Here is a 23,554-nt window from a genome sequence, read left to right on the forward strand (position 1 = left end):
GCGACGGCGGTTATTACGCGAAAATAAATATAAGAAAGGTACACAATATGACTCTTAAGCGATTCCTGAGAATCCTTCCCGTATCTGTTTTGTTGGCTTTCGGAATCTCCGGATGCAACGAATCCAGTCCGGCCGCCAGTGCGCAGGCCGCCTCCCCAGAAGCCAAAGCCCCGGAACAAGTGTATACCTTGAGGCTGGCGGAAACCTGGCAGCCTAACTTCCCGATATTCGGCGATGCGCCCCGCAATATGGCGGCGATGGCGGAGAAGATGTCCAATGGCCGGCTGAAAATCACCATTGATTCCGCCAACAAGCACAAAGCGCCCTTCGGCGTGTTCGATATGGTCAAGACTGGCCAGTATGACATGGGCCACTCTGCTTCCTATTACTGGAAAGGCAAAGTGCCTGAGACGCTTTACTTCACCACCATGCCTTTCGGCATGATCGCGCCGGAGCAATACGCCTGGTTTTACTACGGCGGCGGCATGGATCTGATGGAGAAAGTCTACGCCAAGCACAACATACTTTCGTTCCCTGGGGGTAATACCGGCAACCAGATGGGTGGTTGGTTCCAGAAAGAAATCAACTCGCTGCAGGACCTGCAGGGTCTGAAAATGCGCATTCCCGGATTCGCCGGCGAAGTATTGGCCAAAATCGGCGTGAGCCCCACCAATATCCCATCCGGCGAGCTGTATACCGCGTTGGAGCGCGGCACCATCGACGCTCTGGAGTGGGTCGGTCCCTCTCTGGATTTGCGGATGGGCTTCCACAAAATCGCGCCTTATTACTACACCGGTTGGCATGAGCCTGCGACCGAGTTGCAGTTCATGATCAATAAGAAATCCTGGGAGAAACTGCCTGCGGACCTGCAGGAGATTCTGCGGGTGTCCATGCGCACCGCCGCCTACGACATGTATATTCAGTCCACTCACGAAAGCGCGGAGAATTGGGCGACCATTCAAACGGAATTCCCCAACGTCAAACTGCGCACGTTCCCCAAAGAAGTTATCGCCGCCATGCGTAAGGCGAACGACGAGCTGCTGGCGGAAAAAGCCGCTACCGATCCCATGGCGGCGGAAATCCTTAAGTCGCAGCACGATTACATGCTGAAAGCGCGTCGCTGGACCGAGATTTCCGATCTCGCCTACCTCAACAGCCAACCCCAAGGCTAATCGCAGTTAAACCCGGGGCCGCTCAGACAGAGCGCGCCTCCGGCGGAACTTTCACTGGCGTATACAAAGCGCCTGCCTGTTATAGGCGGGCCTGAGGAGGCGCTGCGTGTGGGAGCAATTCGTCGGAGGGCTGTCCTGCGCCCGGGCCGGAGTGGAATATGCAGTGGATTAAGATCTTCGATCGCCTGTTCGAGCGGGCGTCTCACCTCTGCGGCCTTATTGCCGCAGGCTGTTTCCTGCTGATGCTGGTCAACGTGTTTTACGACGTGGTGATGCGATATCTGTTCAATCAGGTGTCTATCGGCATGCAGGAATTGGAGTGGCATCTGTTCGCCGCCGTCTTTTTATTAGGCGTTCCTTATGCGCTGCGTACGGATGGCCATGTGCGCGTGGATGTGCTGTATGAAGGCTGGTCGGATCGAGTGAAAGCCATCGTCAACATGGTTGGGGCGATCGTATTCGTCACGCCATTCTCACTGCTGGTGATGTATTTCGGTTTTGGCTTCACCGTGGATGCTTTCGATCTGATGGAAGGCAGCGGCGATCCAGGCGGTTTACCTTATCGCTGGATCATTAAGTCATTGATTCCTCTGTCCTCTCTGCTGATTCTGCTGTCCGGCCTGGGCATGATCACTCAGGCGCTGAGAGTGCTGCTGTTGGGAGAGAAGTACGCAGAGTCTCATGCGAAGGAGGGCTTGGCGTGATCGGCATTATTATGTTCGCGGTGGCGTTGCTGATGTTGATGTTCGGCTTCCCCGTCGCATTCACTTTTGGCGGCGTGGCGTTGGTGTTCGGCTTGATCGCCCAGGGGCCGGAGCTGTTTGCTTTCATGCCGTACCGGATTCAAAGCATCATGGAAAATACCGTGATGATGGCCATTCCCATGTTCATTTTCATGGGGTTGGTATTGCAGAAGACCCGATTGGCGGAGCAGTTGCTGGAGGCCATGGGACGTCTTTTCGGCGGAGTTCGCGGCGGCTTAGCCATTTCCACTGTACTGGTCGGCGCCTTGCTGGCGGCTTCTACGGGCGTGGTCGGAGCCAGCGTGGTGGCCATGGGGCTGATTTCATTGCCGGTCATGCTGAAGTACGGCTATCACAAGGGTTTGAGCACCGGGACCATCTGCGCCTCCGGCACCTTGGGGCAGATTATTCCTCCCTCTATTATTCTGATTATTCTGGGCGATGTGATGGGCATTCCCGTAGGCGACCTGTTCCAGGCGGCGGTGGTTCCCGGCGTGGTGCTGATCGTCGCCTACATTGCCTATATTCTGATCGTCGCCTGGCTGAATCCCGATATGGCGCCGGCATTGCCGGACAACGGCGAGAACCGGGCGCAGCAGGTGAAAATCGCGCTGTTCTCTATCCTGCCGCCATTGGCGTTGATTCTGGTGGTGCTGGGATCCATCTTCACCGGCGTCGCGACGCCGACGGAGTCCTCCGCTCTGGGTGGCGTGGGCGCCTTGCTGCTGGCGGTGTGCTACCGCCAGTTTTCCTGGAAAATGGTGTGGGAGTGCAGCCGCGAAACCGTGACGGTCACCGCCATGGTGTTTGCGATTCTGCTGGGCGCGACGGCGTTTTCCATGACCTTCACTTATGCGGGAGGCGATACGCTGGTGGAGCACTGGATGACGCAATTGCCCGGTGAGAAGTGGGGCTTCCTGATCCTCACCATGCTGGTTATTCTGGTGCTGGGATTTTTCATCGATTTCGTGGAAATCTCTTTTATTATTGTGCCGATCCTGGCGCCGGTGGCGGAATCGCTGGGCATCAGTATGGTCTGGTTTGCGGTGCTGATCGCCATGAACCTGCAGACCAGCTTCCTGACGCCGCCGTTTGGGTTTAGTTTGTTCTATCTTAAAGGAGTCGCTCCGAAAGAGGTGACTACGATGGACATCTACCGGGGCGTGACGCCATTCATCATCCTGCAGGCGCTGGTGCTGATTTTGCTGCTGGTCGCGCCAGGATTGTTTGGCTTTGAAGTCTGATTGAGGCGAGGCGCAGGGAGGCGCTCCGCCAGATCCTGTTTATCTGCTGGAGGCTTGCGTCATGACGCTGCGCACTAAAGTTGTTCTGTTGGCGTTAGCGCCGTTGCTGCTGATCTCCATCGCATTTGCGCTGGCGATGGTGAATCTGGCGGATGAGCTGGCGCAGCGTGAACTGGAGACCTTTGAGAACAATCTGCTGCGCTCCAAGGAAACAGCGCTGAAAAGCTATGTCAGCATCATGCGCATCACCTCCGGTTATCTGATTGAGAAAGCGGAGTCCGACGAAGAGGCGAAGCGCAGCATTCAGGAACTGATGCAGCGCATGCATTTCAGTGAGGACGGCTACTTCTTCGCCTACACCCCCAGCGGCGTGAATCTGGTGCACGCCACCCAGCCCGGACTGGTGGGCATGGACCTGCTGAATATTAAGGACAACAACAGTAACTACGTTATCCGCAATCTGCTGGCGCGCGCTACGGAAGGCGGCGGCTTTCACAACTATCTCTGGCAGAAACCGACCTCCCGGGTGACCGTGGACAAGATCAGCTATGTGGAGTCCCTGCCGCCCTGGAACTGGATGTTCGGCACTGGTCTCTACCTTGATGATATTCAACAGGAAATGGAGCTGATCAAAGACGGCGTGGACGAGAACGTGGCGGATGCGCTGCTGACCTTCGTCATTATCGCCTTGCTGGCGGTGATGGGTGTGCTGATTGCATCAATCTGGTTCAACGTGCATGAACACCGGCTGGCGGATCAAAGCCTCAAGGAACTCAGTCATAAAACGGTACAGCTGCAGGAGGAAGAGCGGCGAAGGGTGTCCCGGGAACTGCACGATGGCATCAATCAATTGCTGGTGTCGGTGAAATATCGTATCGAGACGGTGCTGGGCCTGCTGCAGGAAAGCCAGCAAACCTTGCGCGAACCTCTGCTGAAAGGACGGGAAACCCTGAAACAGGCGATTCAGGAAGCGCGGCGTATCAGTCACGACTTACGCCCCAGTATTTTAGACGACCTAGGTCTGGTGGCGGCGTTGGAGCATCTGGGAGAAGATTTTGAAGAGCGCTCCGGCATCGACGTATCCGTGTATCTGCAGGTATCGGAAACCAAGTTGGATGAAGATATCGCCACGACCCTCTACCGTATCGCCCAGGAAGCGTTATATAACGTGGAAAAACATGCCGGCGCCAGGCAGGTGACGTTACGCCTGGAGCAGGATGCGGAAGGACTGTTTCTGGAAGTGAAGGACGACGGCGCAGGGTTTTCGTTGCGGCGTCTCGGCCACGGCAGAGGCATCGGGATTCGCAATATGCGCGAGCGAGTGGAGTTTCTTGGCGGAAACTTCAGTGTACATTCGGAAGAAGGCAAAGGGACCTGCATTCAGGTGACCTTCATGGGATAAAGAGACAAGAATGATAAGACTGGTATTGGTTGACGATCATATTCTGGTGCTGGAAGGCATCCGCGCCCGGCTGGAGCAGGAGCCGGACATCGATGTAGTGGCTCAGGCCACGGACGGTCAGCAGGCGATTGAAGCGGTGGCGACCCATCAACCGGATGTCGTGATGATGGACGTGAGCATGCCGCGCATGAACGGCATCGACGCCACGGAGTATATGGCGCAGCACTTTCCCGATACCCGCGTGCTGATTCTCAGCATGCACAACAATAAAGAGTATGTGTCGCAGATTCTGCACAAAGGCGCCAAGGGCTATATTCTTAAAGATGTGTCTGTGGATGAAATGATTCGCGCCATTCGCACTGTCTATGAAGGCGGCACTTATATCAGCAGCGGCGCCTCCGCAGCCCTGTTTTCCCAGCCGCAGTTGCGCGGCGAGACGTCCGCCAGTCTGACTCACCGGGAGGCGTCAGTATTGAAGAAAGTGGCGGAAGGCAAGAGTAACAAGGCGATTGCGGAAGAGCTTGCCATCAGCGTGCGTACAGTGGAAACTCACAGGCAGAATATCAAGGCGAAACTGGGACTTAGCTCCACGGCGGAATTAACCAAGTACGCCATTAAGCATGGGTTAATGTAAGTCGGTTTATCGTTTCGCCTGTCAGCGCAAGTTTAGAGGATCGGCCGATGCGTATATCCGGGTTCATATTAATCACCATTCTGATGGCGTTCGCCTCCGGGTGTAGCTCTGTGCGGGTGAATCATCCGCCGACGGCGATACCCTCTCCAGAACAAATATCCAGCCCTGTCGCCGCCGCTTTGTATGACCAGTATGACGAGTGGCGCGGCGTAGACTACCGCTATGGAGGCCTTGATAAGTCCGGCGTGGACTGTTCAGGCCTGGTGTATCTCACTTTTCAGGAGCGTTTCGACGCCAGGCTGCCCAGAACCACGAAAGGGTTGGCGCAAAAAGGGCGTCAGGTGAGCCGCAAAGAACTGCAACCCGGCGACTTAGTGTTCTTCAAACCCGGCGGCTGGAAAGGGCTTCATGTCGGCATTTACGTGGAAAATAACCGTTTCCTGCATGCATCCACCAGTAACGGCGTGGAATTGGCCTATCTGCATAACGGCTACTGGGCCGACCATTTTTGGCAGGCGCGGCGGGTAAAGTAAGTAAAGACAAGCGTCGTCTAGAGTGATTCCCAATCTGCGTGACGTCGGAGAGGCGGTGAACTGCCTTTCCGGACGCGAGTTAATGCGTGAGGGCGTGTTATTCCGCGGCGGCACGGTTAATGAGCTATTCAGCGTGTCAGAACTTCCGCCCGTGGATTGCATCCTTAATCTGAGAAGCGGTCCAGATCACGTCTTTGTAGGCAAAAAACAGCTCCATATTCCCGCCGTGGACAGTGTTGAAAATTACGTCACAGCAAGCGGCGCGGTGCGTAACTGGCTCAATCGAGTACTCGCGGCAATATGTGCAGACGTCGCCTTCCCGCTTTTGATTCATTGCACGGCGGGTAAAGACAGGACCGGCGTTGTTGTCGCGCTGATCCTTGCTCTCATTGATGTGCCTCAAGATGTCATTGTTGAAGAATATCTTCTGTCAGACGGCGTAGCGGATAGCGCTAATATAGAAACCGCCTTACAAGGCATCGGCCGCGCATCTGATTATGTGTACAGTCCTGACGTGTCCGCTTTTCTCAAGCAAGCCTTGCTAATCTGATTTTAGGTGACAACCCGTAGCGGTTTTCTTGCGGAGGAATTAACCAATTTTTAATCAACTAACGCCAGTCTAAACAGGTTTCTTTCCTTTATGATGGTTCAATTCAATATTGAACCCTTGTGTGGGACTGACCATGAAAATGACGAATCTTCTTGAAAGGAAGTTGATCGGCGTTGATCCATTTTGGGTCGTCAGAATCGACTATTCTCCTTTGACCGCAAAATTGTGTCTGGATCTCACACCGGAGCCGGAATCCGGCATCGTTACCAGAAGAGCAATTTTTTCCGGGGTCACTACCTGCAAAGCGGATTATTTTGACGCCGTCGGCGACGCTGACTATATGCCCACCGTTATTGGCGTGCTGAGTGCGCAGAAAGGCGCGCAACAAAAGATTATCGTTACGACGGATGCGTTCGAACTGACCTTTGACTGCGCCGGAGAGCCCGAAATCGACCTCTAATTTCACAAAATTTTTCCCGCCATGCACATTTGAGACTGTTTGTCAGCCCTTATAATTTTCGGTTATCTCTTTATAATGTTCGGCCCTCTCGAAGTTAGGTCTTCGAGCAGGAAAAAGAAGAGTGTGCGGCAACGAATTTGAGGTTTTTGGTGATAGTTTTTACTGCTACCGATCAAGTTACGGGGAAAGTTTTTGCGGGCAGCACCCGCAGGTCATTGGAGGATCATTGGGGGCATTTGTTGGTCCAGGAATCCGAAGGCGCAATGGGTGAGTTCTTTGAAACTCTGCGGTCCAGCGGCGCGGACTCTTTCAAAATGGAAGAGTGGGGTTATTCTGATAACCCTAAAGAACTTCGGGAAATGTTGGCTGAAGCGATGGAAGCGCTGGGCGCCAAAGCAATCAAAGTCACACTGACTCGACCAGAGAACAAATCCAAACCATCAATGGATCTGATGAAAGAGTTGGAAGCATTGAAACAGGAAATGTCGGACGGCTCTGACGATCCCGACTATACGCCGAAGAAAAAAGAGGCTGTGGTTAAGCCGGAAGCTCCAAAGCCCGCCCCTAAAGCGGAACCGAGACCACTGCGTCACACTGCTTCCACCCGTGAGGCGGAAGAGATGCGCGCATTGATTGCCGGTATCGAGGCCCGCCGTCGCGGTGGGACCAAAGCGGGGCAGAAGGCGGCGAAGAAAGCCGGCGCTGCAGGTCTGGCGAAAGCAGCCAAATCTGCGACTGGCGCAACCGCTCCCGCTCCAGTGAACCGTCCCAAGCTGTCTGAAGGCCGTACTGGCTCAGCAGCGAAGGAAAAACGCATTCGCGAAGCGATTGCGGCTGAGAAAGCGGAAATGGAAGCGCAGAAGCGTAACCAGGCTTCAGAAGAAGCGAAAGAAATGCGCGAGATCATGGCGCGTTTGGATCAGCGCACCAAAGAAGGCGCGCGTATCCATCGTCGTCTGTAGTACAGCGTGTTCTAAGCAGGGCTCTGTGATCAACAGGCCCTGCGACCTCTCCAGAATATCCTCTCTTTCCTCATCTGTAGTAAGTATAGTAAGCAACACTATTATCTATTCCAGACTTGTCCCTGTTCGTCCTCCTGATGATGTCGGCGCGATTTTGTCGAACGCGTTTCTAGTGCTATGATGCCGCCTCCCCGCCGTTAGGCGAGAGGAGCAACAATGACGGAAACATCAATGGAGGTGTGTCATGCGTACCAAATACGAAGAAATGCTGTGCTTTCGAGGTCACCAGTAAGCGCAGGAAAGGTTATCCATCTGAAACTCAGGTGAAGCGCGGCTACAGAGTCGTTCATGGAGACAAAGATCTGCATGAGAAGCTGGGGAGAAATGATCCCTGTCCCTGTGGCTCACGGAGGTTGTTTCAAACAATGTTGTCTTAAGTCAGGTTGCTTTCGACGGCATTAACCGAGACGACTATTTCCGCTAAGCAGGCGCTTGCGACCCCCATGTCGGCAAGCGCGCAAAGTCAGACTTACCTCAGCCATCGCCGCCGCTCATGCAAGCGGGGCGATGGCCTCCAGATATTTCCCTATCTATACCCCTTTCTACTTCATTGACCCCCTGTGCGTGAGCGGGTTACATTGCTGGGAGCAATATTTGATCTACAGCGTTATGGCGGTGGCGTATGAGTCTGGATACTTATTTGATGTTTGTGGTGGCCTCTCTGGTCGTGGTGATGATCCCAGGGCCTTCCGTCATGCTGGTGGTCAGCCAGGCGCTGTCGTCAGGCAAAAGCTCTGTCGCGCCATTGGCGGCGGGCGTGGGATTGGGAGATCTGGTCGCCATGACTTTGTCCTTTCTCGGCCTTGGCGCTATTCTGGCGGCTTCCGCCTTTACGTTCACGATATTGAAGTGGGTCGGCGCGTTATATCTGGCCTATCTGGGCGTGAAAATGTTTCGCTCTTCCACGTCGCTGAGCGCTGACGATGGGCAGACGACTGGCGTCAGCGGGCGCAGTCAGTTCCTCAGCGCGTTTATCACCACGGCGCTTAATCCCAAGAGCATCATCTTCTTTATCGCCTTCGTGCCGCAATTTGTCTCCACTGAGGCGGCGCTGGCTCCACAATTTGTCATACTCGGCGCTACTTTTCTGGTGTTAGGCGTTCTCAACGCCGCCATGTATGCGGTGTTCGCCGGCAAACTGCGCTCCATATTACGTGATCCCAAAGCGCTAAAGCGTTTCAACCGCGTTGGCGGCTCCCTGCTTGTTGGCGCAGGCGTGCTAACCGCTGCGGCGAGGCATGGCTAGGCGGTTTGCGAGGTGACTCCAGATATCATTCTGCAAACGGCCTTTGTGGAACGCCCGGATGCGTTGTTTTGTGAGCTGAAAGATAACGTGGCGTGGGATGAACGTCTCAAAGCCAGGAAAACGGCGAGCTTTGGCGTCTCATATGATTATTCAGGCATGAGCTATCCGCAAACGGAGCTACCGGAAAATCTGGCGCGAGTAGGACGCGACATTGAAAAGACGCTGGGCTTTTACCCGAATAATTGTCTTTTGAACTACTACCCCGATGGCGAATCGTCCATGGGATATCACTCCGATGCCTCGGAAGAGTTAGCGCCGGGAACGGGCGTGGCGATCATTTCTTTGGGCGCCGAGCGGCGTATTTCCTATCGTAGCAAAGCGGATAAGGCGCATGTTGTAACTTATATGCTCGAACATGGCGCGCTGCTGTATATGGATAAAGGCATACAGGACCGCTGATGCATGCGATTCCCAAAATGCCGGGCGTAGGGGAGCGCATCAGCCTTACATTCCGGCTCATTCTCAAATAAGGAACCTTGGCATGCAGTCAATTGGAGCCGCCTCCTCTCTGTGGCGCTATCCGGTTAAATCACTACTGGGGGAAAAGCTCGACTCACTGGCGTTTGATGGACGCGGCGTGGTGGGCGACCGGATATTCGCTGTCCGCAACAGAGCGGGTAAATTTGGCAGCGGTAAGAACACAAGACGCTTCGCCAGGATAGAAGGGCTTTTGAGGATGAGCGCGAGCTCTGACGCCGACTTGGTATCGTTGCAATTGCCTGATGGGCGGATCATGTCGAACGACCATCCCGACCTGAATCAAGCTCTTTCCTCCGTGTTGGAGCAGGAGGTAACGCTGGCGCGAGAAGAGGCTATATCGCACCTTGATGCGGGGCCTGTACACCTGATTTCAACTTCAGCGCTGCACTGGTTGCGAGGGCTGCTGCCTGAGTCGCGTATTGATGAACGCCGCTTTCGGCCTAATATCCTGCTGTCGACCACTGGCGTTGGCGTGGTTGAGCATGACTGGCTGGGTAAGACCCTTTCCTTTTCCGGCGGGCTGCGTCTGCAAATTAGCGGACTGACTGAACGGTGCGTGATGACGGGGATGCGGCAGTCTGAATTACCCGATGATCTTATGATCCCCCGGACGATTGGCGAACATATGCAATTTAATTTCGGCGTCTATGCGCAGGTGATAGAGCCCGGTGTATTGCGGCAAGGCGAACACGCATTTTTAGAATGATTGCTCTGTGGCGCCATGGCTGAAAGTCATCGCACAAGATAAATAAGCTACGTCTAAACTTTACTTGTAATCCATACTTTTCACGTAATCCGTTAATACTGGAAGGCGCGACGCAGGAGGCTTCGTCCTATCCTCAACGCAAGAGGTGAGCGTCATGGCGTGGTTGGTGGCGGGAGCGATCATTGCATTTATACTCTATCGTGTGCTGCTTAATCGGGCGCGACGACAAGCACTGAAGGCATTTCAATTTCCCGGTAGCATAAAGAGCAAGGTCCAGAACAAATACCAGCATCTGAATGACTCGCAGTTAGAGATGGTCATGACAGGGCTAAAGGAGTATTTTGGGCTCTGCCAGCTTGGCGGTCGGCGCATGGTGGCCATGCCCTCGCAGGCAGTGGACGTGGCTTGGCACGAGTTCATATTGTTCACCCGCGCATACGAGCAGTTTTGTCAGAAGTGTTTCGGCCGCTTCTTACATCATACGCCGGCGGAAGCCATGCAAAGCCCCACCCAGGCCCAGAATGGCATTAAGACCGCATGGCGGCTGGCCTGTCATAAGGAAGGCATAGATCGTCGCAACCCAAGTCGCTTGCCGATGATTTTCTCGATGGATCACGATTTACAGATTCCTGATGGTTTTGTTTATAGCCTTAACTGCAAAGGTCCAGGCGGCGTGGGCTATTGCGCCAGTCATATTGGATGCGGCTCCGGCTGCGCCGGTGGCGGAGATAGCGATGGCGGCGACGGAGGATGCGGAGGCGGCTGTGGAGGAGATTGAGTTAATGAAAAGTAGTACGTCTGCGCCCGCATTTTTTCTTGAAGGCGTGGCGCAGGAGAGACATGGGGAAGTGGAGGACTGGTGGGCTGGCCTGGGTCACTCCATACAAGGCGAAATTATCGCTTTTTGGCAAGGGGATGCAGACTCGCCTTTGCAGACAACTATCGCCAATGTTAAGGAATACCTGGTCGCCAGCAAATCACATGAGGAAAGTGAGCAAGTAGAGGAGCTGGAGCCCCACTACCCAAACCGGGAGTTCTATGAGTACTTGGTGAATCATGAGATTTATCTGGATGTGTTCGATAAGCGCATGCATATCTGTACGGCGCATAAAGCGATACGGGAGAAGTTGCTGTTAGGTCGTTTACCTACAGATTTCGTTTGCCCGTTTATGCGTTCGACATGTGTCGTCCGGCAGGCGCTCAAGCGGTTTGGCGACGAGGATATGCAGTTACGCTTGGGGACAGGCAGGTAGGAGGGGCTGAAATTTGGCGCATGTTGCGGAGCGTAAGTCCAAATCGCAGGCAAAAAAAGAGCAGGGTGGAATGGGGACTCCGGAACCCTGCTAAATCACTCAGATTGCGAGTGCGAGAGTGTGATCGAAAATGAGGAGGCCGGGTTAGACACGGTCTCCTGCTAAAGCGGATAAAAAGCGTTTGGGACCCTTCATCCTTACTGAATAGAACCTCCTACGCGTACGATCTTCATCGTATTGGTGCCGCCCTGTGCGTTGACGTAGTCGCCCTTGGTAAGGATTACCAGATCGCCATCGGTCACTACATTGCGTTTCACCAGCTCATTCACCACCAATTGGTTGATCTCTTCGTTAGGATGCTGATCCGAATCGAAGGGGATCGTTTGCACGCCGCGGTACAGAACGACTTTGTGCTGAGTTTCATGGTGGCGCGAGAACGCGTAAATCGGCAGAGGCGATTTGATGCGCGACATCAACAACGGCGTAGCGCCGGTTTCAGTCATACAAATGATCGCCTTCACGCCTTGGAGATGGTTGGCCGCATACATCGCCGACAGAGCGATGGATTCGTCGATGCGGGCCATCCCCTCGTGAATACGGTGTTTGGATTGATGCGTGGACGGATGTTTCTCTGCGCCAACGCAAATCCGCGCCATGGCTTCTACCGCCTGCGCGGGATACTGGCCCACGGCTGATTCGGCGGACAGCATGACTGCGTCGGTGTAATCCAGCACCGCGTTGGCGATGTCGGACACTTCCGCGCGAGTCGGCATGGGGCTGCTGATCATGGACTCCATCATTTGAGTCGCAGTGATCACCACCCGGTTCAGGGTTCTGGCCCGGGCGATAATGTGTTTCTGTACGCCGACCAGTTCTGCGTCGCCGATTTCCACCGCCAGGTCGCCACGAGCTACCATGACTGCGTCGGATGCCAGGATAACGGCGTCCAGTTGTTCGGGATTATGAACCAGGTCTGCGCGTTCGATTTTCGCCATCAGGCTGGCGTTAGAGCCTTCCGCCTTCAGCAGCGCGCGCGCTTCATGCATATCTTCCGGAGTGCGTGCGAATGAGACGGCGACATAGTCCGCGCCCAGTTTGGCGGCGGTCTTGATGTCTGCTTTGTCTTTATCCGTCAGCGCTTTGGCGGAAAGTCCGCCGCCTTTCTTGTTCAGGCCTTTGTTGTTGGAAAGTTTGCCGCCAATAACCACGCGGCAGATAATTTCCAAACCAACAACCTCTTCGACCAGCAGCTCCAGACGACCATCGTCAAGCAGGAGCGTGTCTCCGGCGGCGACGTCGTTCACCAACTGCTCATAGTCGATGCCGACGCGATCAATATCGCCGGCTTCTTTATCCAGGCGCGCGTCCAATACGAAGCGCTGGCCTGGCGTCAGAGTGACTTTGCCGTCGACAAACCGCGCGATGCGCAGCTTGGGGCCTTGCAGGTCGGCAAGAATGGCGACAAAACGATTTTGCTTGCGCGCGAGTTCGCGCACCAGTTCCGCACGGGCGATGTGCTCAGCGGCCTCGCCGTGGGAAAAGTTGAGCCGGACAACATCGACTCCCGCCTTGATAATGGATTCCAGCGCCTCAGACGAACTGGTGGCTGGACCCAGTGTGGCGATTATTTTGGTGCGACGTAACATATCTCTACCTCTCGTATGAACCGGATTATCTGGCGACCTTCATCAGAGCCAGCGTGTTGTCCAGCATACGGTTGGAGAAGCCCCACTCGTTGTCGTACCAAGCCATGACTTTTACATGGCGGCCTTTAACTTTGGTTTGGCCCGCGTCAAAGATGCTGGAGAACGCCGAATGGTTGAAGTCGGCCGATACCAGTTTCTCTTCGTTATAGTCGAGAATTGCTGATTTCGCAGCAGCTTCCCGCATGATTTGGTTGATTTCTTCTTTGCTGGTGTCTTTGCCCGCGATGAAAGAAAAGTCCACCAGAGAAACATTGATGGTTGGAACCCTCACCGCCATGCCGTCCAGTTTGCCTTCCAGTTCCGGCAGCACCAGGCCGATCGCCGCAGCGGCGCCAGTCTTGGTGGGGATCATGGATTGGGTCGCGGAACGTGCGCGATACAGGTCCGAGTGGTATACGTCAGTGAGTTTTTGATCGTTAGTATAAGAATGAATCGTGGTCATCAAACCGCTTTCAATGCCTACCGCAGCCTGCAGAGCCTGAGCGACCGGCGCCAGACAGTTAGTGGTGCATGAGGCGTTGGAAATAACCTGATGGTCCGCGCTGAGGATGTTTTCGTTAACGCCGAAGACCACTGTGGCGTCTACTTCAGTCGCGGGAGCGGAAATAATCACTTTCTTGGCGCCGGCTTCAATATGAGCCATGGCCTTGGGCTTGCTGGTGAAGAAGCCGGTGCACTCGTAAACCACGTCTACGTTCAGGGCTTTCCAGGGCAGCAGCTTGGGGTCTCTTTGCGCGCTGATAGAGATACGGTCGCCATTGACGGTCATGGACTCTTCGTCATGGCTGACTTCACCGGAGAACCGCCCATGAACTGTGTCATACTTGAACAGGTGAGCGTTGATGGCGGAGTCGCCCAAATCATTGATAGCGACTACCTGAATGTCTTTGCGATAGTTGTTTTCATAAAGGGCGCGGAGAACGTTGCGTCCAATGCGACCAAAACCATTAATAGCAACTCGAATCGTCATGCCAATCCTCCAGGTGGGGAATTTTTTGTTTTCACATGTAGTAAATATAACAAAATAATTTCTGGAATGGTACGGTCGTGTCGTGATTTTGATCAATTAATCTTGTAATATTACCAAATAATTGAGTTTTTCCTCGTCGGGCTTGGAGTTACCCGCGTATCAGCGCAGCCGCCCGGCGTTCAATTGGGACAAACAGACGAACATATAAAAGAGCGATCAGCTATGCACCCGACTGTAGACAGAGTTACCCGACGCATTATCGAGCGCAGCAAAGCCACCCGAGCAGCCTATTTGCAGCGCATGGAGAACCTGAAAAACAACAAGCCGCAGCGTAAAACGCTGGCTTGTGGCAATCTGGCGCATGGTTTCGCGGCCTGTACGCAGTCGGATAAAGATGTGCTGCGTTTGATGAATCAGGCTAACGTCGCAATTGTCTCCGCCTACAACGACATGCTCTCCGCCCATCAGCCCTACGAAACCTATCCAGAAGTGATTCGCAATGCAGTGCGGGATATGGGCTCCGTGGCGCAGTTCGCTGGCGGCGTGCCCGCCATGTGCGACGGCGTGACGCAGGGGCAGCCGGGCATGGAGTTGAGTCTGTTCTCCCGCGACACGATCGCCATGAGTACGGCGATTGCTCTCAGTCACAATATGTTCGACTCCGTCCTTTTATTGGGTATTTGCGACAAAATCGTGCCCGGTCTGCTGATCGGCGCGCTGAGCTTCGGTTACCTTCCTTCTATATTGATTCCCGCCGGTCCGATGCCATCAGGTCTGCCTAATAAAGAGAAGCAGCGCATTCGTCAGCTTTACGCAGAAGGCAAAGTGGGCAAAGACGAACTGCTGGAATCGGAAAGCCAGTCTTACCATAGTCCGGGCACCTGTACTTTCTACGGCACCGCCAACAGCAACCAGTTGCTGGTTGAAGTGATGGGCTTGCACCTGCCCGGCGCGGCGTTCACTCATCCCAATACCCCGCTGCGGGAAGCGTTGACCAAAGAAGCGGCGCAGCAGGCGGTGCGTTTGTCCGCCCCCAATGGCGGCACGCTGGGCATGGCGGATATGGTGGACGAGAAAACCATCGTTAATGCGTTGGTGGCCTTGCTGGCTACTGGCGGCTCCACCAACCACACCATGCACTGGGTGGCGATCGCTCGGGCGGCAGGTGTGATTATCAACTGGGATGATTTCTCGGAACTTTCCGACGTGGTTCCTTCGCTGACCCGGATCTACCCGAACGGTCAGGCGGACGTGAATGCATTTCATGAGGCCGGCGGCACGCCTTTCCTTATTAAAGAACTGCTGGGCGCGGGTCTGTTGCATGACGATGTGGAAACGGTGGTGGGTAGAGGCTTGAGCCGCTATGCGCAGGGCCCTGTGTTGCAGAACAATGAACTGGTCTGGAAAGACGCGCCGGCGGAAMCCCTCAACCCCGCCGTACTGAGCTCGGCGGCGGAGCCGTTCTCTCCCAATGGCGGATTGAAAGTGCTGTCCGGCAACCTGGGACGCGGCGTTATCAAAGTGTCCGCCGTTGCGGAAGAGCACTGGGTGGTGGAAGCGCCCGCGGTGGTGTTTGATGACCAAAACGACCTGGGTGACGCTTTCAGCAGCGGCAAACTGAATAAAGACTGCATTGTGGTCGTGCGTTTCCAGGGGCCGAAAGCCAATGGTATGCCGGAATTGCACAAGCTGACGCCCTATCTGGGCGTCTTGCAGGACCGTGGCTTCAAAGTGGCGCTGGTGACGGACGGACGCATGTCTGGGGCATCCGGCAAGGTGCCGGCGGCCATTCACGTATACCCGGAAGCCGCCAACGGCGGTCCGCTGGCGAAAGTGCGCGATGGCGATATGATCCGCCTGGACGCGCGCAGTGGCGTACTGGAAATATTGACGTCTGCGGAAGAGTTTGACGCCCGCCCATTGGCGACAGCGAATCTGAGCGCGAATGAACTTGACTATGGCCGCGAGTTGTTCGGTATGATGCGCCGTCAAGCCAGCCATGCGGAAGCTGGCGCGTCTAGTTTCTGGAGTAGCGTCGATGAGTAAAGCGCAATACGCCCTGGTGGGCGATATTGGCGGCACCAATGCGCGTTTCGCGCTGGTGGCCCGGGATAGTTTCGAACTGGAGCACATCCAGGTGCTTCCTTGTAATGATTACGCCAATCTGGATGAAGCGGTGCGGGATTACCTGGCCGGCCATCCCGAAGCGGAGGTTCATGAAGCCTGTATGGCGTTCGCCTGTCCGGTACATGGCGACACCATCAAAATGACCAACAATCACTGGACTTTCAACAAGGCCGACATGCAGGCCCGTCTGGGCTTTGACACGTTCAAATACGTCAATGATTTCACCGCCATGGCCCTGGGCACTCTGCACGTGACGGATGCGCACTTGCAGCAGGTGGGCGGCGGCGAAGGCAAACCTGGCGCGGCCAGATTAGTGATTGGCCCTGGTACGGGATTGGGCGTATCCGGTCTGGTGCGCACCATGACCGATTGGGCGCCGTTGTCCACCGAAGGCGGCCATGTCGATTTCGCGCCGACGGATGAAGTGGAAATCAGCGTGTTGCGAATCCTGAAAGAGCGTTTCGGACGGGTTTCCGTCGAGCGGATTCTGTGCGGTGAAGGCTTGTTGAACCTGTACCGCAGCCTGTGCGAGATCGACGGCGTGGAGCCTGCGCACACGCAGCCTTCGCAAGTAACGGAAGCCGCTCTGGCGAACAGCGACTTGATCGCTCATAAGACCTTAAAACTGTTCTGCGCCATTTTCGGACGCGTGGCGGGCAATGCGGCGCTGACTTTGGGCGCGCTTGGCGGCGTTTACGTGTGCGGCGGCATTATTCCCCGCTTTATTGAGTTTTTCCGCGACAGCGATTTTCGCCAGTGTTTTGAAGACAAAGGGCGGATGGGCGACTATCTGGGCGGCATTCCGGTCTACGTCGTGACGGAGACCTACACGGGCTTGCTCGGCGCTGCGGAAGCATTGAAAAACCAAGAGGTGCATTAGTAGTGACGGATCAAATTCGGGCTGAGCTGCAAGAAGCCCCTTTGGCGCTGGGAATGATGCGCCTGCTGGATTACCCGGAGCTTTGTCCTGCGCCAGCGTTAGCGGAGTGGATCGAGGCTCGCCTGGATCAGGGACTGAAGGTATTTGATCACGCTAATATTTATGGCGGCGGCGAGTGCGAGCGCCTGTTCGGCCTGGCGTTGCAAGCCGCTCCAGAGTTGAAAGAGCATGTGCGCCTGATTTCCAAGTGCGATATCGTCCCTCCCACTGAGGACGGCTCCTCTGATTTCGTGAAGCATTACAACACGGAAGCCGCCTATGTGATGGCTTGCGTGGATGACTCCTTGCGCCGCCTGCAAGTGGACAGCATCGATTGCTTTCTATTGCACCGGCCAGATCCGTTGATGCCGGTGGAAAATACGGCGCGGGTGCTGGAGGACCTGCTGATGGCCGGCAAGATCAAGTCCATCGGGGTGTCTAACTTTCTGCCCGAACACTGGCGTCTGCTGGCGGACCACCTGAATGCGCCTTTGCTGTGCAATCAGATAGAGCTTTCCCTGCTGGCGAACCAATCTTTGTTTGATGGAACCATGGACGCTCTGCGGCGGGACCAGGTGCAGACGATGGCGTGGTCTCCATTAGGCGGCGGCGGATTCTCGCGGGTTCCCGCGTTGGGTGACGCCTTGGCCGCCATGTCGGCGCAAACTGGCGTGTCTGAGACCGGATTAGCCTTATCCTGGCTGAAACGCATCCCCGGACGGCCATTGCCGGTATTGGGCTCTTTGCGTGAACCCCGCATTAATGACGCCTTGGCCGGGGTTGGCCATGAGATGTCTCGAACTGATTGGTATGCGTTGCTGGAAGCAGCTCGCGGCCACTGTGTCGCCTGATCCAGCGCCTTGCGTCAGTCTGACGTGAGGCTTATAGGCACCTTGATGCGGCCAGCGAACCCGTCAAGGCGCCTAACAAGTTGACCGCCATGTCCTTGTAACTCCAGTACTTCCCTGCATAGTTTTCATCGTAATACTCTTTTCCCGCGCCAAATGTCATGGCCACTCCTACGCTTAACGCCGCGCTTCCACAGTCGCTGCGAGAGCCGCTGTCCAATTGATCGGCGGCCGCCGCGGCGAGAGCGGCGGAGGCGGTAAAGTGGGCGATTTTGTCTTTGCCCAGCCAGTCGCTGGGATCTTCGCGCAATGCGGCGCAGCCGCCCAAGGTTAAGGTCAGCGTTAGCGCGAACAGAGGTCTTATGCAGTGGCCCATTTCACCGCCATGGCGCAATGCAAGTCTGTGGTGTCGTAGAGGGGAATGGCGCAGTTTTCCGGGCTGACTAATAGGCCGATTTCCGTGCAGCCCAGTATCACGCCTTCCGCGCCCTGGCCGGCCACTTCGTCAATGACGCGATAATAGAAGTCTCTGGACGAAGGCAGCAGCTCGCCCCGGCACAGTTCTTCATAAATGATCCGGTTGATTTCTTCCTGCTGCGCCGGTTCCGGTGTGATCACTTCAATACCGGTGGCGTCATAAATGCGTGTTTTGTAGAAGTCTAACTGCATCGTGTAGCGGGTGCCCAGCAGCGCGACTTTCTTATGGCCGTTGCGCTGAAGCTCGTCAGCGGCGGCATCGGCTATGTGCAGCAGAGGAATAGTGAGGCGACTCTCCACTTCCGGCGCGACTTTATGCATGGTGTTGGTGGCGATCAACATGGCTTGGGCGCCGGCGCGCTCCAGGCCAGCAGCGGCTTCCGCCAGCATGTCGGCGAGACTGTCCCAGTCCTGTTGCGCCTGCAGACGCTCAATGTCGGCGAAGTCAAAACTGTGCAGGAGAAGCCTGGCGGAGTGCAGGCCGCCCAGGGTGTCTTTAACTCCCTGATTGATGAGGCGGTAGTAGCTTTGGGTCGACTCCCAGCTCATTCCGCCCAGAATGCCCAGGGGTTTCATGGTCTGTTCCTTCTGGCGCAGGTTGATGATTTATAAACGGTTGAGTCACCACGCTAACGCCTGTGGCATTCTCTGGCAAGAGGATGCGCCCGCCAGCTTAAGCGTTTTGGCTTTGGGCGGGCTTATCAGGATCAGACTTCGCGATATTCCACTTTGTTGTCGTAAACCACCATGCGCGATTTGCCCGCCAACCAGGCGCGATCATAGGGCGAGATGAAGTAGACGCCGGTGATGAACAGGTAAAACACGCCAAACATGTAGGAGTAGGCGAAGGTGGCGATGCCGACGAACAATACGGCTGCGCCCATCAGATACAGCTTGAGTTCGCTGAGATCGGTGACGGTCGCCATCTGCAGCTGCTGCAGGATGATGAACAACTTGGTGGAGATGTAGACGGTTCCGGTGAAGACCAGGAACAAAAGGATGTTCGACCAAGTCACGCCGCCAAAAAGGAAATGAGCAGCGGAGAAAAATAATGAAACCTGGACCAATCGGGTAGGGGTTTTATCGCTTAATTGCATAACTGCGCTCCTTAGGCTCTGTTGATACTGCAAATACGCCCGATAAGTAAATTGGGATCGGTGGGGGGTAATGGTCATTCTAGACCATAAATTCCCCTTGGGGGGATTACGACTTGGTTATTAATCAGCGGCAATTTGTAAGGATTTTTAGCCGCTCCGACGGATGCGATGGGGCTCCATCGGAGGCGAATGGACAAGGAGGCGCTTAACGCCGGTTTTCTGCGGAGACGATGATGACGCGGTCGGCGCCCTGAGTGCGGGCGAATGCATAAGGCGCTTCGCTGAGCTTCTGATGCTGTCCCGCGCCAATGGCGGCATGCCGTTGGCGGAACTGGCCGATCTTACGCCAATGCGCGAGGATTGCGTCCACAGCGCCGGAGTCAATCTCCGCCCAGTTCATGTCGGAGCGGGTTCCCTGGCTGGGGTCAGAGCCGGTGGGGCCGAAGCGGCGCAGACTTTCGTCGCCGTAGTAAATCTGCACCGCTCCCGGCGCCAGCAACAGCGCAGCGGCGACACGCTTTTGCAGCTCCGGCGATTGCTTGGTCAGGGTGCTGAACAGCTGGGTGTCATGGGAGGAAATGTAGGTCATGACGTTGAATTCAGGGTCGCTGTTCAGCTTATCTGCGTAGCCGCGGTATACCGGCTCCAGATTGGACAGGCAGTCCGCTCCCTGGCGGGCGAACTTACGTTGAAAGTCGAAGTTGATCACCGCGTCGAAGCCGGCGTCGAAATAGGCGCTCTTGCTGACGTCATGAGGAAACACCTCGCCCACCATCCAGAAGGGGGCGTTAAATCCATCGGGAGCGCCGTGCTGATAGCGATATTCCGCCAAAGCGGCCGTCGCCTCCTGCTTTAACGTCAGCCAGGACGCTGGCTCCACATGTTTGACGGTGTCTACCCGAAATCCATCAAGGCCGTATTCGCGCACCCAGTGGGTGAGCCAGCTGACCAGATAGTCCCGCACTCTTGCGTTGGGAAGATCGCGGGCGCCCGTATCGGGTTTATTGCGTAAAAAGGCGGGTAGGGCGACAGTCTGGTCGGACTCGGTTTTAAAATCCGGCAGAAACGCCAGCGAGCCTTTGACGGGATCGACGCCAGCGTTGGGCGGACTGTCGTAATTATAAATGCCCGCCCGCACCCAGTCGCGGCCCCACCAGTCCGCCCATTTGTCGTGGTCGTAATTGATGTTGGCGTGATAGCCGTGGAAGTTTTCATTGCCGCTGGGTTTCCAGTCGCCCCAGCGTGGCGGCAGGTATTGTTCAAAACCGTCGAACAGGCCGCCGAAGCTGAAATCCTGCATATCCTGCAGGGTGGCGTAGCCGGGGTGGTTCATCACGACGTCGAACAACACCCGAATGCCTCGCTTGTGGGCCTGTTCAATCAATGACTTCAGCTCCGCCTCCGTGCCCATGTTGGCGTCCAGGCGTGTGAAATCAAGGATGTAGTAGCCGTGATAGCCATAGTGGCGGAAATCGCCGCGATCGCCGCCGCCGACCCAGCCGTGGATCTGTTCGAAGGGCGGCGACACCCACAGCGCGCTGACGCCCAGGGATTGCAGGTAGTCGAGTTTGCCGATAAGGCCGGCGAAGTCGCCGCCATGGAAGGTTCCGATCTCCTCTGCGCCGTCCGCCTGGCGTCCGTAACTATGATCGTTATCCGTACGTCCGTTGGCGAAGCGGTCAGTGAGAGCGAAATAGACGGTGGCGTTGTCCCAGGTAAAGGGTTGTGGAGTGGCTGTGTCCGCCTCAAGCAGCATCAAGCCCTCGCTGTCGGCGGCGGGCGTCAAACTGATTTTGCCGTCTATGACTTGGGCGCGCCGACCGGAGTAGAAGTCGCGCACCCATTCGCCATCTTTGAATACCGGCGCGACCTGAATGGTTTGCGCTTCGGTTGCGGGCGCGCAAACCCCGACGACTGTGGCGTTGGCGTTCGTCTTTGGTATGGCGGTCTGCTTGGGCGTGACGCGTTTGCTGACGCGGAAATGCGGCTCATCCCCCTGATTCAGCAAAATCTGGTAGACGCCGGCGGTTTCTATTTGCAGGATGTAGTCCCCATGCAGATCCGGCTCCAGACTCACCTTGCGATACAGCTTGATGGCGTCCTCCGGCGCGTCGGCGTCGCCAAAACGTAAATGGTACTGGCCAGGCTCGAACTCGCCGTAGGCCAGCTTCTGGTCAGCGCTGGGGGTTTCAAAACGCAGCGCCACCGGAGACGCTCCGTCTATATTGACCCAGCTTGCCTGAGGCCCGGCTGTCGGCTGATTGGCGCAAGCGGTGAGGAGCGTCGATAGATACAGGGCGGGTAGCAGAACACGGGGTCTGGCCATGTTGGAAACCTCTTGTTTTATTCTTGGATGGGCGGACCAGGCGACGTTCAGACGTCTTTAACAGACCCTAATGGAAGCAGAATAGACGGCGGGAGAGTAGGTGGAATTAGGGGGAGGAGTCTACTCCCCCCCTATACGCCTATGGGATTAAAAATAGGGATGATGCGGATCTTACTCATATGGCGGAGTATCCCTAAACACATAATGCCCCCACATGGCTTGTGGACAACAACAATAACCCACAGAGAGGTAATACAATGAAAGCTTGGCAAAAGCTTGTCGGCTCAGTCGCAGCCTCATTGCTAGTGTCGGCCGGAGCGGTTTCGAGCGCGCATGCCGATATAGAAGAAGGGAAACTGGTTGTCTGGATAAATGGCGACAAAGGTTACAACGGACTACAGCAAGTCGGCGATTGGTTTGCGAAAGACACCGGCATCGAGGTGAGCGTCGCCCACCCTGATAATGTCACCGATAAATTTCAACAGGCCGCCGCTACCGGCAACGGGCCTGATATTTTCATTTGGGCTCACGACCGTTTTGGCGAGTGGGCGAAGTCCGGTTTGATCTCTCCGCTGAATCCTTCCAAGAAAATCAAAGACGAAACCGTCGATTTCACTTGGGACGCGGTGAGCTGGAACGGCAAAGTCTATGGTTATCCTATCGCGCTGGAAGCAGTTGGTCTGATCTACAACAAAGATCTGGTCCCCACGCCCCCCGCTACATTTGAAGACGTCATGGCGCTGGACAAGAAACTGGCGGCGGACGGCAAGCGCGCCATTCTGTGGGATTACAACAACACCTACTTCTCCTGGCCTCTGTTCGCCTCCAATGGCGGCTACCCCTTTAAAAAGAACGGCGCAGGCTATGACGTCAAGGACACCGGCGTAAACAACGCAGGCTCCAAGTCCGCGGCGAATCTGATCAAGCAGTTGATCGATCAGGGCATGATGCCGAAAGGCGCTGACTACGGCGTCATGGAGTCCAAGTTCAACAAGGGCGAAGTGGCCATGATGATCAATGGTCCCTGGGCCTGGGGCAACCTGAAGAAGAGCGGCATCAACTTTGGCGTGGCCATGATTCCTTCCGTCAACGGCGAGCCCGGCAAACCCTTCACTGGCGTCCTGGCGGCGGCGGTCAACTCCGCCAGCCCGAACAAAGAGCTGGCGATCGAGTTTATCGAGAACTACATGCTGAACCTGAAAGGTCTGAAGATGGTGAACGACGACGTGCCTCTGGGCGCGGTGGCCAACAAGGCCTTCATGAAGGAGTTGTCCGCAGATCCTAATATCGCCGCCACCTTCAAGAACGCGGAAATGGGCGAGCCCATGCCGAACGTGCCTGAAATGGGCGCTTTCTGGTCCTCCATGGGGCCTGCGCTGCAAAACATCACGTCTGGCAGACAGAGCGTGGATGAGGCGTTGGACATGGCGGCGAAGCGCATCATTCGCTGATGCGGCCGCTCGGGCTCATGGACGGGCCCACGCCTGATCGGCCTCGCCGACAGGGTAGCGACCTTTTTCCGGCGACGCCGGAACAGCACGACCATTATTGATCAGACGTAGCAATAGGGGCTATATAC

General features: G+C 55.7%; 25 protein-coding genes. 19 read left to right on the forward strand and 6 right to left on the reverse strand.

Annotation, left to right across the window (positions count from 1 at the left end; genetic code table 11):
* The first annotated feature begins 47 nt into the window (after nt 1–47).
* The 15 genes from KP814_RS22870 (at nt 48) to KP814_RS22940 (ending at nt 11,505) form a co-directional block, all read left to right on the forward strand.
* Nucleotides 48–1,172, forward strand: a complete 1,125-nt coding sequence (locus tag KP814_RS22870) for a TRAP transporter substrate-binding protein (RefSeq protein ID WP_216738946.1) — start codon at nt 48–50, stop codon at nt 1,170–1,172.
* A 158-nt stretch (nt 1,173–1,330) separates the two neighbouring features.
* The gene (locus KP814_RS22875) at nt 1,331–1,876 is read left to right on the forward strand and encodes a TRAP transporter small permease subunit (RefSeq protein ID WP_216738947.1); all 546 of its coding nucleotides are present in this window, start codon (nt 1,331–1,333) and stop codon (nt 1,874–1,876) included.
* Nucleotides 1,873–3,159: a TRAP transporter large permease subunit gene (locus KP814_RS22880; RefSeq protein ID WP_216738948.1), complete on the forward strand. Its 1,287-nt coding sequence runs from the start codon at nt 1,873–1,875 to the stop codon at nt 3,157–3,159. Before KP814_RS22875 ends, KP814_RS22880 begins: the two co-directional genes overlap by 4 nt.
* 61 nt (nt 3,160–3,220) lie before the next feature.
* A complete protein-coding gene (locus KP814_RS22885) occupies nt 3,221–4,561 on the forward strand; it encodes a cache domain-containing protein (RefSeq protein WP_216738949.1) in 1,341 nt (446 codons plus the stop codon).
* A 10-nt stretch (nt 4,562–4,571) separates the two neighbouring features.
* Complete coding sequence (locus KP814_RS22890; protein ID WP_216738950.1) at nt 4,572–5,195, forward strand: response regulator transcription factor; 624 nt, start codon at nt 4,572–4,574, stop codon at nt 5,193–5,195.
* 47 nt (nt 5,196–5,242) lie between these two features.
* Nucleotides 5,243–5,728 (forward strand): C40 family peptidase, encoded by a 486-nt coding sequence (locus KP814_RS22895; RefSeq protein WP_216738951.1) that lies wholly within the window; start codon nt 5,243–5,245, stop codon nt 5,726–5,728.
* A gap of 22 nt (nt 5,729–5,750) precedes the next feature.
* On the forward strand, nt 5,751–6,278 hold the full coding sequence (locus tag KP814_RS22900) for a tyrosine-protein phosphatase (protein WP_216738952.1): 528 nt from the start codon (nt 5,751–5,753) through the stop codon (nt 6,276–6,278).
* Between the two features lie 133 nt (nt 6,279–6,411).
* Nucleotides 6,412–6,738 (forward strand): hypothetical protein, encoded by a 327-nt coding sequence (locus KP814_RS22905; RefSeq protein WP_216738953.1) that lies wholly within the window; start codon nt 6,412–6,414, stop codon nt 6,736–6,738.
* Nucleotides 6,739–7,001: 263 nt separating this feature from the next.
* Entirely contained in the window at nt 7,002–7,700 is a 699-nt protein-coding gene (locus tag KP814_RS22910; RefSeq protein WP_253938580.1) for a hypothetical protein, read from the forward strand.
* Between the two features lie 323 nt (nt 7,701–8,023).
* Entirely contained in the window at nt 8,024–8,137 is a 114-nt protein-coding gene (locus tag KP814_RS33485) for an SEC-C metal-binding domain-containing protein (protein ID WP_216738955.1), read from the forward strand.
* A 245-nt stretch (nt 8,138–8,382) separates the two neighbouring features.
* A complete protein-coding gene (locus KP814_RS22920) occupies nt 8,383–9,006 on the forward strand; it encodes a LysE family translocator (RefSeq protein ID WP_216738956.1) in 624 nt (207 codons plus the stop codon).
* A gap of 12 nt (nt 9,007–9,018) precedes the next feature.
* Nucleotides 9,019–9,465: an alpha-ketoglutarate-dependent dioxygenase AlkB gene (locus KP814_RS32925; protein ID WP_371824081.1), complete on the forward strand. Its 447-nt coding sequence runs from the start codon at nt 9,019–9,021 to the stop codon at nt 9,463–9,465.
* Between the two features lie 82 nt (nt 9,466–9,547).
* Nucleotides 9,548–10,252: an MOSC domain-containing protein gene (locus tag KP814_RS22930; protein ID WP_216738957.1), complete on the forward strand. Its 705-nt coding sequence runs from the start codon at nt 9,548–9,550 to the stop codon at nt 10,250–10,252.
* A 154-nt stretch (nt 10,253–10,406) separates the two neighbouring features.
* Complete coding sequence (locus KP814_RS22935; RefSeq protein ID WP_216738958.1) at nt 10,407–11,030, forward strand: hypothetical protein; 624 nt, start codon at nt 10,407–10,409, stop codon at nt 11,028–11,030.
* 4 nt (nt 11,031–11,034) lie between these two features.
* Entirely contained in the window at nt 11,035–11,505 is a 471-nt protein-coding gene (locus KP814_RS22940; protein WP_216738959.1) for a hypothetical protein, read from the forward strand.
* Nucleotides 11,506–11,702: 197 nt separating this feature from the next.
* Here KP814_RS22940 and pyk read toward each other — a convergent pair whose 3' ends face one another.
* Together pyk and gap are read right to left on the reverse strand one after the other, a co-directional pair.
* A complete protein-coding gene (gene pyk / locus KP814_RS22945) occupies nt 11,703–13,151 on the reverse strand; it encodes a pyruvate kinase (protein ID WP_216738960.1) in 1,449 nt (482 codons plus the stop codon).
* Nucleotides 13,152–13,176: 25 nt separating this feature from the next.
* Entirely contained in the window at nt 13,177–14,181 is a 1,005-nt protein-coding gene (gene gap / locus KP814_RS22950) for a type I glyceraldehyde-3-phosphate dehydrogenase (protein ID WP_127968092.1), read from the reverse strand.
* 222 nt (nt 14,182–14,403) lie between these two features.
* Between gap and edd the strand changes: the two genes are divergently transcribed.
* Genes edd through KP814_RS22965 form a run of 3 tightly spaced genes read left to right on the forward strand, consistent with a single transcriptional unit; the run spans nt 14,404 to nt 18,078 of the window.
* On the forward strand, nt 14,404–16,227 hold the full coding sequence (gene edd / locus KP814_RS22955; RefSeq protein ID WP_216738961.1) for a phosphogluconate dehydratase: 1,824 nt from the start codon (nt 14,404–14,406) through the stop codon (nt 16,225–16,227).
* The gene (locus KP814_RS22960) at nt 16,220–17,188 is read left to right on the forward strand and encodes a glucokinase (RefSeq protein ID WP_216738962.1); all 969 of its coding nucleotides are present in this window, start codon (nt 16,220–16,222) and stop codon (nt 17,186–17,188) included. The genes edd and KP814_RS22960 overlap by 8 nt, the downstream gene beginning before the upstream one ends.
* A 2-nt stretch (nt 17,189–17,190) precedes the next feature.
* Nucleotides 17,191–18,078: an aldo/keto reductase family oxidoreductase gene (locus KP814_RS22965; protein ID WP_371824082.1), complete on the forward strand. Its 888-nt coding sequence runs from the start codon at nt 17,191–17,193 to the stop codon at nt 18,076–18,078.
* A gap of 31 nt (nt 18,079–18,109) precedes the next feature.
* Here the strand turns inward: KP814_RS22965 and KP814_RS22970 are convergent, their stop codons facing one another.
* The 4 genes from KP814_RS22970 to KP814_RS22985 all read right to left on the reverse strand — a co-directional run bounded on the left by KP814_RS22970 (nt 18,110) and on the right by KP814_RS22985 (nt 21,975).
* Nucleotides 18,110–18,451: a YfiM family lipoprotein gene (locus KP814_RS22970; RefSeq protein WP_216738963.1), complete on the reverse strand. Its 342-nt coding sequence runs from the start codon at nt 18,449–18,451 to the stop codon at nt 18,110–18,112.
* A complete protein-coding gene (locus KP814_RS22975; RefSeq protein ID WP_216738964.1) occupies nt 18,436–19,128 on the reverse strand; it encodes an aspartate/glutamate racemase family protein in 693 nt (230 codons plus the stop codon). The genes KP814_RS22970 and KP814_RS22975 overlap by 16 nt, the downstream gene beginning before the upstream one ends.
* 131 nt (nt 19,129–19,259) lie before the next feature.
* Entirely contained in the window at nt 19,260–19,649 is a 390-nt protein-coding gene (locus KP814_RS22980) for a hypothetical protein (protein WP_216738965.1), read from the reverse strand.
* Nucleotides 19,650–19,854: 205 nt separating this feature from the next.
* Complete coding sequence (locus KP814_RS22985; RefSeq protein ID WP_216738966.1) at nt 19,855–21,975, reverse strand: alpha-amylase; 2,121 nt, start codon at nt 21,973–21,975, stop codon at nt 19,855–19,857.
* Between the two features lie 257 nt (nt 21,976–22,232).
* Between KP814_RS22985 and malE the strand changes: the two genes are divergently transcribed.
* Nucleotides 22,233–23,426, forward strand: coding sequence for a maltose/maltodextrin ABC transporter substrate-binding protein MalE (malE, locus tag KP814_RS22990; protein WP_216738967.1), 1,194 nt, complete (start codon nt 22,233–22,235; stop codon nt 23,424–23,426).
* The last annotated feature ends 128 nt before the right edge of the window (nt 23,427–23,554 follow it).

Source organism: Hahella sp. HN01 (assembly GCF_018986435.1).
GTDB lineage: Bacteria > Pseudomonadota > Gammaproteobacteria > Pseudomonadales > Oleiphilaceae > Hahella.

Bases quoted from the DNA above. Each gene is read 5' to 3' on its own strand.
- KP814_RS22870 (WP_216738946.1), top strand. From the start codon at position 48: ATGACTCTTAAGCGATTCCTGAGAATCCTTCCCGTATCTGTTTTGTTG.
- KP814_RS22980 (WP_216738965.1), bottom strand. From the start codon at position 19,649: ATGCAATTAAGCGATAAAACCCCTACCCGATTGGTCCAGGTTTCATTA.
- malE (WP_216738967.1), top strand. From the start codon at position 22,233: ATGAAAGCTTGGCAAAAGCTTGTCGGCTCAGTCGCAGCCTCATTGCTA.
- KP814_RS22930 (WP_216738957.1), top strand. From the start codon at position 9,548: ATGCAGTCAATTGGAGCCGCCTCCTCTCTGTGGCGCTATCCGGTTAAA.
- KP814_RS22895 (WP_216738951.1), top strand. From the start codon at position 5,243: ATGCGTATATCCGGGTTCATATTAATCACCATTCTGATGGCGTTCGCC.
- KP814_RS22935 (WP_216738958.1), top strand. From the start codon at position 10,407: ATGGCGTGGTTGGTGGCGGGAGCGATCATTGCATTTATACTCTATCGT.
- KP814_RS22940 (WP_216738959.1), top strand. From the start codon at position 11,035: ATGAAAAGTAGTACGTCTGCGCCCGCATTTTTTCTTGAAGGCGTGGCG.
- KP814_RS22985 (WP_216738966.1), bottom strand. From the start codon at position 21,975: ATGGCCAGACCCCGTGTTCTGCTACCCGCCCTGTATCTATCGACGCTC.
- KP814_RS22910 (WP_253938580.1), top strand. From the start codon at position 7,002: ATGGGTGAGTTCTTTGAAACTCTGCGGTCCAGCGGCGCGGACTCTTTC.
- KP814_RS22890 (WP_216738950.1), top strand. From the start codon at position 4,572: ATGATAAGACTGGTATTGGTTGACGATCATATTCTGGTGCTGGAAGGC.
- KP814_RS22975 (WP_216738964.1), bottom strand. From the start codon at position 19,128: ATGAAACCCCTGGGCATTCTGGGCGGAATGAGCTGGGAGTCGACCCAA.
- KP814_RS22905 (WP_216738953.1), top strand. From the start codon at position 6,412: ATGAAAATGACGAATCTTCTTGAAAGGAAGTTGATCGGCGTTGATCCA.
- KP814_RS22960 (WP_216738962.1), top strand. From the start codon at position 16,220: ATGAGTAAAGCGCAATACGCCCTGGTGGGCGATATTGGCGGCACCAAT.
- KP814_RS22885 (WP_216738949.1), top strand. From the start codon at position 3,221: ATGACGCTGCGCACTAAAGTTGTTCTGTTGGCGTTAGCGCCGTTGCTG.
- KP814_RS22920 (WP_216738956.1), top strand. From the start codon at position 8,383: ATGAGTCTGGATACTTATTTGATGTTTGTGGTGGCCTCTCTGGTCGTG.
- KP814_RS22875 (WP_216738947.1), top strand. From the start codon at position 1,331: ATGCAGTGGATTAAGATCTTCGATCGCCTGTTCGAGCGGGCGTCTCAC.
- gap (WP_127968092.1), bottom strand. From the start codon at position 14,181: ATGACGATTCGAGTTGCTATTAATGGTTTTGGTCGCATTGGACGCAAC.
- KP814_RS22970 (WP_216738963.1), bottom strand. From the start codon at position 18,451: ATGGGCCACTGCATAAGACCTCTGTTCGCGCTAACGCTGACCTTAACC.
- pyk (WP_216738960.1), bottom strand. From the start codon at position 13,151: ATGTTACGTCGCACCAAAATAATCGCCACACTGGGTCCAGCCACCAGT.